Source organism: Phenylobacterium soli (genome assembly GCF_003254475.1).
In the GTDB taxonomy this organism is placed as follows: Bacteria; Pseudomonadota; Alphaproteobacteria; order Caulobacterales; family Caulobacteraceae; genus Phenylobacterium; species Phenylobacterium soli.
The window spans coordinates 1-411 of record NZ_QFYQ01000020.1; the positions used below are offsets into that span (position 1 = coordinate 1).

1 protein-coding gene is annotated in these 411 nt (G+C 72.7%); it reads left to right on the forward strand.

Annotation, left to right across the window (positions count from 1 at the left end; genetic code table 11):
* Positions 1-256 (forward strand): DUF350 domain-containing protein (locus DJ017_RS19960; RefSeq protein WP_133255526.1); only part of this gene is annotated, 256 nt, incomplete at its 5' end.
* Between the last annotated feature and the right edge of the window lie 155 nt (positions 257-411).

Sequence of the window (411 nt, forward strand, 5' to 3'; positions counted from 1 at the left end):
GGTCTCCATGGCCGGCGTCCTGGTCGGCCTCGCCATCCCGTTGGCTTTCTCGCTGAAAGCCTCGACCACCCTGGTGGATCTCGGCCTTTGGGGCGCGGCCACCGTGCTCGTCCAGCTGCTGGTGTTCCGCCTGGTGGACCTCGTGCTCCATGGCCTGCCCCAGCGCATCCAGGACGGCGAGATGTCGGCCGCCGCCATGCTGGTGGGCGCCAAGCTCGCCACCGCCCTGATCATCGCCGCCTCCGTCTCGGCCTGAGGCCGGGGGCGTGCAGTTCCCCAGACTGCCCGACTGGCTGATCTACGCCGCGGTGGTGGCGGGACTGCTGATCGCCGCCGTCGGCCGGCAGGAGCGCGCCGATGCGCCGCCTGCGCCGCCCGCTGCGCCTCAGGTGGCCAGCGAGGCCCTGGGTC